General features: G+C 66.4%; 5 protein-coding genes. All 5 read right to left on the bottom strand.

Annotation, left to right across the window (positions count from 1 at the left end):
• Nucleotides 1-188 precede the first annotated feature (188 nt).
• The 5 genes from FVW27_RS01945 to FVW27_RS01925 all read right to left on the bottom strand — a co-directional run bounded on the left by FVW27_RS01945 (nt 189) and on the right by FVW27_RS01925 (nt 8,543).
• Nucleotides 189-1,604, bottom strand: a complete 1,416-nt coding sequence (locus FVW27_RS01945; protein WP_167122279.1) for a sigma-54-dependent transcriptional regulator — start codon at nt 1,602-1,604, stop codon at nt 189-191.
• Complete coding sequence (locus tag FVW27_RS01940) at nt 1,601-4,162, bottom strand: c-type heme family protein (RefSeq protein WP_167122277.1); 2,562 nt, start codon at nt 4,160-4,162, stop codon at nt 1,601-1,603. The genes FVW27_RS01945 and FVW27_RS01940 overlap by 4 nt, the downstream gene beginning before the upstream one ends.
• 90 nt (nt 4,163-4,252) lie before the next feature.
• Complete coding sequence (locus FVW27_RS01935; protein ID WP_012613207.1) at nt 4,253-4,426, bottom strand: hypothetical protein; 174 nt, start codon at nt 4,424-4,426, stop codon at nt 4,253-4,255.
• Between the two features lie 86 nt (nt 4,427-4,512).
• Entirely contained in the window at nt 4,513-5,952 is a 1,440-nt protein-coding gene (locus FVW27_RS01930; RefSeq protein WP_167122275.1) for a putative sulfate exporter family transporter, read from the bottom strand.
• Nucleotides 5,953-6,335: 383 nt separating this feature from the next.
• Complete coding sequence (locus FVW27_RS01925) at nt 6,336-8,543, bottom strand: MGH1-like glycoside hydrolase domain-containing protein (RefSeq protein WP_243838151.1); 2,208 nt, start codon at nt 8,541-8,543, stop codon at nt 6,336-6,338.
• Nucleotides 8,544-8,653: the final 110 nt, after the last annotated feature.

Below are 8,653 nucleotides of genomic sequence, written 5' to 3'. Positions count from 1 at the left end.
CCTCTGCGGCCACGGCGGCCTCGATGCGGGCGCGCAGGCGGTCGCGTTCGCCCTCGCGCAGCATGGCCAGCAGCCCTTGCAGCACGCGGTCCAGTTCCGGGTCGCGGGCGATAGGGGTGGAAGCCTTGCGGTTGGCGGCGCCAACCCCGGCGGTGGTTGCGGTTTCCATGTCGTGTTCTCCCATGGCGCTACCCCCTGCGGTAGTCCGCCGTGTCGATGTGCATGCGTTTCAGGATCTTCTGCAGGGTGAACCGTTCCACCCCGCTCAGGCGCGCGGCCTCGGAAATGTTGCCGTGGGTGTGCTCCAGCAGCCGGTGCACGTAGCTGCGGGTAAATTCGTCCACGGCCACCTGCTTGGCGTCCTTGTAGGGCGAAAAGCCCGCCCCGCATTCGGGTTCCGTATCGGCGCCGTGTTCCATGCGGTGGATGAAGGCCCCCTCGATGCGTTCGCCGGGGCAGAACACGGCCACGCGCCGCACCAGGTTCAGCAGTTCGCGCACGTTGCCCGGCCACGGGCGGCACGAAAGGTAGGACAGCGCCTCGTTGGAGAATTCCTTTTCCGGCACGCCCAGTTCGTTGCACACCCGGAACAGGAAGTGCGAGGCGATGTGGGGAATGTCCTCGATGCGCTCGCGCAGCGGGGGCACGTTGATGGTCAGCACGTTGAGCCTGAAGTACAGGTCCTCGCGAAAGCTGCCGTCGGCGATCTTGGCTTCAAGGTTGCGGTTGGTGGAGGCCACGATGCGCACGTTGACCCGCTGGGCCTCGTTGGTGCCCACGGGGCGCACCTCGCCCTCCTGGATCACCCGCAAGAGCTTGCTCTGCACAGAGGCCGGAATGTCCCCGATTTCGTCCAGCAGGATGGTGCCCTTGTCCGCCGCCATGAACAGGCCCTTGCGGTTCCTGTCCGCGCCGGTGAAGGCCCCCTTCACGTGGCCGAACAGCTCGCTTTCCAGCAGCGCGTCCGGAATGGCCGGGCAGTTGACCAGGATGAACGGTCCGTCGGCCCGCTGGCTGAGCGACTGCACGGCCCGGGCCACCAGTTCCTTGCCGGTGCCCGATTCGCCCCGGATGAGCACCGTGTAGTCCGACGCGGCCACCGCCGCGATGGACTTGCGCAGCCGCTGCATGGCCGGGCTCTTGCCGATGAGCATGGGGCCAAGGTCGCCGTCGGCGGCCTTCTGGCGCAGACGGCCGTTTTCGCGCAGCAGCACGCCGCGCTCCATGGCCTTGCCCACCACCCGGAACAGGTGCTCCTGGTCGATGGGCTTGGTCAAAAAGTCGTAGGCGCCCTGCTTCAGCGCGGCCACCGCCGTTTCCACCGAGCCGAAGGCGGTGAGCATGATAACCGTCAGCGCGGGGTCCTGGGCCAGGGCCTCCTGCATCAGGGTCTGGCCGGACAGGCCGGGCATGCGCAGGTCGGTGACCAGCACGGCATAGTCGCCGTGGACAATGGCGGAAAGGGCTTCCTCGCCGCTGCACCGCACGTCGAAGGTCCAGTCCGGAAACTGGGTGGACAGCAGGCGCGCCAGGCCCACGGCGAACACGCGCTCGTCGTCCACCACCAGCACACTGCCGCAGCACGGGGTTGATGCGAGGCTCATGCGGAGTCTCCTTCAAGAGTGGACCGATTGGCGCACGTGGCGTCGTCTCCACCGTCCGGATCCTGAGATTCGGGTACCGTGGGCACATCGAGCGCCACGGGCAGGGTGATGACAAAGGTGGCCCCGCCCTCGCCCGTCACTTCCACCATGCCACCCAGGTCGCGCAGCAGTTCGTGCACCACGGTCAGGCCAAGTCCGGTGCCCTTGCCGATTTCCTTGGTGGTGAAGAACGGGTCGAAAATCTGGGTCATGTTCTCCGGCGGGATGCCGGGGCCGTTGTCGGACACGGTCAGGCGCACGTAGCCCCCTGCCCCACCTGTCCTGCCGATTCCGCATGCCGCGCTCCCGGTGCCGCCATCCGGCCCCGTTTCCACGGCCACCAGCGGTTCGGTGCGCACCCGGATGCGCCCCTTGCCCGGGGGCATGGCGTCGATGGCGTTGACCAGCAGGTTGGTCAGGATCTGCTCCAGCGAGGTGGTGTCCGCCGCCACGCGGGGCAACCCGCGCGCAAGGTCCAGTTCGATGTCCGCGCCCGCGCTTTCCAGCTGCACGCGGAATATCTGGGCCATGTCGCGCAGCACGGCGTTCAGGTCCGACGGACCGGTCAGCGTCCGGTTGGCGCGGGCCAGCCCCAGCAGGTCCTGCAACACCAGGCGGGCCTTCTGGGTGTGCTGCACGATGACCTCCAGGTCTTCCTGCGCCTGCGGATCCTTCTGGGTCTTCTGCAACAGCTGGGCGTAGCAGTTGATGACCCCGAGGGGGTTGTTGATCTCGTGGGCAAGGCCCGCGGCCAGCTGGCCCAGCGCGGCCAGCTTTTCGCTCTGCTGCATCTGGGCACGCACGCGCCGCTCCAGCGTGGTGTCGCGCAGGTAGACCACGGCGCGGCCCATGTCGCCGCCGTCGCGCAGGGGGTACACGCTCACGGCCATGACGCGCGGCCCCGGCAGTTCCAGTTCCAGGTTCGACGGGTCGCACCCGGCAATGGCCGCCGCAAGGTCGCCGTCGGCCAGGGCCTTTTCCGAAATGGACCCCAGCCACGTGCCGATGCGCGCGCCCGGGCGCACCCCATCGGCCAGCGCCCGGGCCGAGGTGTTGGCCAGCACCACCGTGCCGCCTTCCTCCACCAGCAGCACCGGGTCGGAAATGCCTTCGAAGATGAGCTCCAGCAGGCGGTTCTGGCGCAGCAGCGCGTCGATGGCGTCCAGGTTCTCGATGGCGATGCCCAGCTGTTGCCCAAGGGCCAGCAGCACTTCCGGCGTCAGGTCCGGCGTGCCGCCGTTCTCCCAGTACAGGGCCATCAGTCCCCGGCTGAAGTCCGACGTGCTTACCGGCACCAGCACCCGGCCCGGTTCCACCCGCACCTGGCGGGCGTTGACCACGCTCAGCCAGTCTTCGGGCATGCGGGTGGCGTCGTCGGGGCCGGGAGGCGTGGGCCAGGCGTACTGCTCGCGCCCCATGGGCGCGCACAGGTAGGTGGCCCGGCTGGCGCCGAAGCGGGCAGCGATGCGCGGCAGCGCGCCCTTCAGCAGTTCCGCATGGCTCTGGCTGCTGTTCAGGTCGCCCAGCAGGTCCACGAACAGCTCCACGTCGGTGCGGTGTTCCGAAGCCTCCAGACTGAGGTCCTCGGTACGCTCGCGCACCTTGTCCTCGAGGTTGGCGGCGTAGTCCTCCAGCTTCACTCGGGCCTCGCGCAGGTGCGTGGCGAACGCGCCAAAGGCCTCCATGAGCGAGTTGATCTCGTCGCCCTCGTCCAGCCGGTTCAGGATGCTCCTGTCGCCGGGGCTCTGGAAGTTCTGGCGGAAGATGCCCGTCAGGCGGCGCAGGTTGGCCACCACCAGCCGGTTGAAGAAGATGATGATCAGCAGGAACACCCCGGCGGCGGCGGCGTAGAACGAACTGCCGAACAGGGTGATGGCCTCGCGCACCTGCTGCACGCTTCTGTCCACGGGCATGCCCACGAAGTCCATGCCCGCGAGATCGCCGTTCTTGTGGCCGAAGCCGCGCACGGCGCCGTAGCGGTCCAGGAGCACGCGGGGCGCGTCCGACGGATCGCCGTGGCAGTACATGCAGTCAGCCTCGAAATACACGGGCCGGGCCAGGATGTAGTGCTCCACCCCGTCGATGACCCGGTAGCCGCGCAGGGTCCTGAGGGCGCCGTTGTTGCGGAAGCCGGTGATGAGCTCGCGCTCCAGTTCGTTGGCTTGCGAATCGGGGTTGCGCGGCGACATGGACACCCGGCGGTACAGGTACTGGTCGCGCTGGCCGTTCAGCTCCACGAACACCTTGCGGGTGACGAAGGAGGTGCTCATGGCCTCCAGCAGAAAGTCCTCGTCCGGGATATGCCCGCGCACCGAGGGGCGCAGGGTGTCGCGCACATACTGCTGCAGGGACGAAACGTGCGAGAACACCAGCTCCGCCTTGGCCTCGGCCTCGATGTGCAGCATCTCGCGCAGGTGCAGGTTGAGCGAAAAGAGGAACACCCCCCCCAGCAGCAGGAAGATGCACGCAAGGCCCAGAAGGAACTTGTGCTGGATCTTGCCGTGGAGGGGGTGCGACATGCGGTGTTCCGATGCCCCCGCCGCGTCCCGGTCGCCAATCCGACTGCCGGGCAGGCGGACGCGGAACGCGGCGGGAGGGGGGGATGGCGGTTAGGCGGCGCCGTGAGCGGCGGGGAAGAAGACGGCGCTCACCCAGTAGAGCACCACCAGGGACACGACCCCGATGGCCAGGCTCCAGGCGATGAGCTTCTTTTCCACGGGCAGAAGCGGCTCGTACTCCATCTTCTGGATTTCTTCGGCAATCTTGTTTTCTTCAAGCTGCATGGTCAAGCTCCTTGTGCGTATGCCGCGCCGGGCGCGGCGCAACGGTTCGGAATCGTTCGTTCAGGTTGCCTTGAGGGCTGTCGCCTTTACGAGACGACAGGCGGCATGACGCCATGGAAGAACAGCCACGAGATGAACAGGCCGATCCAGATGATGAACCCGAACAGGCACACCACGTACACGGCGGCCAGGCGGCCGATGCCTTCGGCCCACAGCTTCTTGAAGTTGGACACGAGGCCGATGGTGAAGAAGGTCATCAGGAAGAACAGGCCGCGGAAGGTGTTGGTGCCCGCGATGGTGGCCTTGCCGAACTTCAGCAGTTCCGGCCCGCTGGCGCACAGGGCCAGCATGACCAAAAAGGTGATCACGTAGCCCAGCACGAAGCGCGGGAAACGGTCGAGCACTTCGCTGAACTTCATGCGTTCGCCTTCCTTGCGGTCGATGAACGCGCTCCACACCATGGCCAGGATGAACGACCAGATGCCGATGAACACGTCGATGAAGATCTTGATGGTGGTGGCGGCCATGGTGATCCAGCCTTCCTGGTACTGCACGCCGGTGTCGGCAAGCAGCTTGGCGCGGATCAGGGCGTCGGTGATGGCGCCGGAGGCGATGGCGCCGCCGTCGCTCTTGACGGCCAGGCCCATCCAGGCACCGGCCACCATGGGTTCGGACGAAAGGCCCCACTGCGCCACGAAGGGCAGGATGAGCATTTCGATGCAGGTGAACACGACCACCAGCGACGACACCATGATGGGCACCACGGGGCGGGCGCGGGTGGCGCCGCCGGTGGCGATGGCCGCCGACACGCCGCAGATGGAAATGCCCGAGGCCAGCGGGGCCGACCATTCACGGCTGAACTTGAAGTGCTTTCTGGCCACGTAGTACACGAGCGCCCAGTAGATCAGGTAGGCTTCGACGATGGCGCACAGCCCTCGGAAAATGACCGAAGAGGCAAGGCCAAGGGCGTCCACGGCCTTCACGCCCAGTTCCGCGCCCAGGATGACGATGGCGATCTTGATGTACATTTCCGGGCGCAGGGCTTCCTTCAGTTCGGCGGCAAGGCCGGGGGTGAAGTTGCCGATGACGATGCCCAGCACCAGCGCGATGATGAAGCCCGCCTCGCCGGTCAGGCCCATGGCCCACGGAATGCCCAGCTTGGCCACCTGGTTGGGGGTGGCGGCGATGACGGCGTAGTGCCCGGCGGCATAGCAGCCCGCGCTGACGAAAAAGACCACGGTGAACGACTTGATGAACTTGGGCACGTCACCGCCCAGGAACCTGACCCCCACGGACAGGAACACCGTGACGAAAAGGTAGGTCAGCAGCAGGCAGACGTAGCCCGGCATGCCTTTGAAGGTGCCTGTGGCGGAACTGAAAATCTGGTCCGGGCTAACCCAGACGTTGGTCTTCACGCTCCAGCCCAGGGCGTCCACCCCGGCGAAGTTGAGCGTGCCCAGCAGGAAGAGGAACAGCCCCATGATCAGGGCCAGCTTGTCCTCGGTCAGCCAGCGCTTTTGTGCCATGTGAATCTCCTTGCGCAGTGAGGGTACGGTGTCCATCCGGCGGCCACATGTGGCAGGGCCGCCGGCGTGCTTCCGAAGCGGGGGAGCCCCCCCCCGCCACGGGCCGCGCGCCATGCGCGGCCTGAGTACTCACCACATGAGCAAGATCGGGACCATGGCGGTCCGATTGCCAACATGCCGTATTTACAGGATGTGCCCTGTGCACGTGTGGGGCCAGCCGCCAACTCGAAAAGGCACCTCGCCTTGCGGAAAAGGCACGACAACGGAAAGGCCGGACATCGCCATGGTGACGATGCCCGGCCCCCAATCCGGTCCTGATCAATTCCCGGCTCCTGCCCAGCCCCTGCCCAAGGCTTGGCACAGGTCCCATTCCGCCGGGTCGGTCACGTTCCGGCCTTGAAGCCCTTCTGCTTGCCGCCCTTCAACAGGGCCTGCGGGTCGAACAGGCCGAACAGTTCTATGAGCTTGGCCACCAGGCCGGTCCACCCGGTCTGGTGGCTGGCGCCAATGCCCGCACCATTGTCACCGTGGAAGTACTCATAGAACAGCAGGCAATCACGCCAGTGGGGATCGGTGTGGAACTTCTCCGTCCCGCCGAACACCGGGCGCGCTCCGTCCGGCCCGCGCAGGAAGGTGCGCGTCAGCCGCGCCGCCAGCTCGCGCGCCACCTCGTACAGGTTCATCAGCACGCCCGATCCGGTGGGACATTCGATGCGGAAGCTGTCGCCATAGTACATGTAGTATGACAGCAGCGCCCGCACGATCAGCACGTTCACCGGCATCCACACCGGCCCCCGCCAGTTGGAATTGCCTCCGAACATGCCGCTGTCCGATTCCGCGGGCAGATAGCCCACCCGGTATTCCTGCCCCCCCGCGCGGAACAGGTACGGGTGGTCCAGATGATGGCGCGACAGGGCGCGAATGCCGTAGGGGCCAAGAAATTCGTTCTCGTCCAGCACGCGGGCCAGTATGCGCCGCAACCTCTCCTCGCTCACCAGGGCGATGATGCCCCGGTTGGCGCATCCCAGGTGGCCTGGGCCGGTGGCGTGGATGTAGCCCAGAAGTTCCGGCATGCGGGCCAGGCGAGTGTGCAGGGCCGCGGTGGCCCTGGGCATGCGGGCGCGCTGTTCCTCTTCCACCACGGTTACGGCGCACAGCGGCAGCAGCCCCACCAGCGAGCGCACCTTGAGCCGCTGCGAGGTGCCGTCCGGCAGGCGCAGCAGGTCGTAGTAGAAGCCGTCCTCCTCGTCCCACAGGCCGTTGCCGTCCGGCCGGTTGATGGCCATGGCGATCCACAGGAAATGTTCCACGAACTTGGCGCAGAAATCTTCGTACACCGGATCGTGCACGGTAAGTTCCGCGCCGATCTCCATCATGTTCTGGCAGAAGAAGGCCATCCACGCCGTGCCGTCGGCCTGTTCCAGATGGCCACCCGTGGGCAGCGGCGCGCTGCGGTCGAACACGCCGATGTTGTCCAGCCCCAGAAAGCCCCCCTCGAAAATGTTGTTGCCGTCGCGGTCCTTGCGGTTGACCCACCAGGTAAAGTTCAGGGCCAGCCGGGTGAAGGCGCGCTTCAGGAATTCCACGTCCTGCCGCCCGTGCAGGACCTTTTCCGTAAGGTACAGGAACAGGGTGGCCCAGGCGTGCACCGGGGGATTCACGTCGCTGAAGTTCCATTCGTAGGCGGGCAACTGGCCACTGGGGTGCATGTAGATTTCGCGCAGCATCAGGTCCAGCTGGCCCTTGGCGAATTCCGGGTCGGCCGTGGACAGGGCCACCGCGTGGAAGGCCAGGTCCCACGCCGCGTACCACGGGTATTCCCATTTGTCGGGCATGGAGATGATGTGGTCGTTGACCATGTGGAACCATTCGCGGTTGCGCTGCTGGCGCTGCTGCCCCAGCAGGGGGTGCGCCTGGTGCTCTTCCAGCCACTTGTACGCGTCGAAGTAGTAGTACTGCTTGGACCACAACATGCCCGCCAGGGCCTGGCGCAGCACCAGGGCCTCGTCTTCTCCCGCCGAGGGCGGGGTGATGGCCCGGTAGAATTCGTCCGCCTCGTGCTGGCGCGCGGCGAACACCGCATCGTGCCCGGCGCCGAAGGGGTCCGCCGGAAGAGGCACCCCGTCGGCCGTAAGCCGCAGGCGAATGGTGGCGCTGCCCCCGGCCGGGACGTGCAGCCGGTACCACGCCGCAGCCTTGGTGCCCTCCGGGGCCGGGTTCACCGCATTCCGGATGCCTGCCACCACGCAATCGTTGATGCCGTCCTTGACGTAGGGCTGGGCATTGGGCGTGCCGTACAGGCGCTTGGTATTGGTGTCGTTGCCGGTAAACAGCAGTTCCGGGGTTCCCTCGCAACGCAGGGTGCAGTGGGGCAGGCTTTCCAGGAACAGCGCGTCGGTGTGCCGGGCGGCGATCACCGCATGACCGCCCTCGGTGCCGCCGCGCAACTCCGGGACGTCACCACCATCGGGCCACGACCAGGTATTGCGGAACCACAGGGTGGGCAGCACATGCAGGGGAGCGGCATCCGGCCCCCTGTTATGGGCGGTGATGCGCGCCAGCACGTCGTTGGGGCGTAACCGTCCAGACAACCCCACCTTTTCAGGCGAGCGGTCATCAAGTAGACATCAGTGAACTGGCTTAGACCGGGTTGTTCTTTGACATGCCTTGCGGCAGCAGGGCCTTGAGGTCGTCCTGGCTG

This window comes from Nitratidesulfovibrio liaohensis (assembly GCF_011682075.1).
GTDB classification, from domain to species: domain Bacteria; phylum Desulfobacterota; class Desulfovibrionia; order Desulfovibrionales; family Desulfovibrionaceae; genus Cupidesulfovibrio; species Cupidesulfovibrio liaohensis.
The sequence above is the reverse complement of the archived record's forward strand: the minus strand, read 5'-3'. Positions and strand labels throughout refer to the sequence as shown.

Excerpts from the sequence above, each read along its gene's own strand:
- FVW27_RS01935 (WP_012613207.1), bottom strand. The coding sequence starts at position 4,426 with ATGCAGCTTGAAGAAAACAAGATTGCCGAAGAAATCCAGAAGATGGAG.
- FVW27_RS01940 (WP_167122277.1), bottom strand. The coding sequence starts at position 4,162 with ATGTCGCACCCCCTCCACGGCAAGATCCAGCACAAGTTCCTTCTGGGC.
- FVW27_RS01945 (WP_167122279.1), bottom strand. The coding sequence starts at position 1,604 with ATGAGCCTCGCATCAACCCCGTGCTGCGGCAGTGTGCTGGTGGTGGAC.
- FVW27_RS01930 (WP_167122275.1), bottom strand. The coding sequence starts at position 5,952 with ATGGCACAAAAGCGCTGGCTGACCGAGGACAAGCTGGCCCTGATCATG.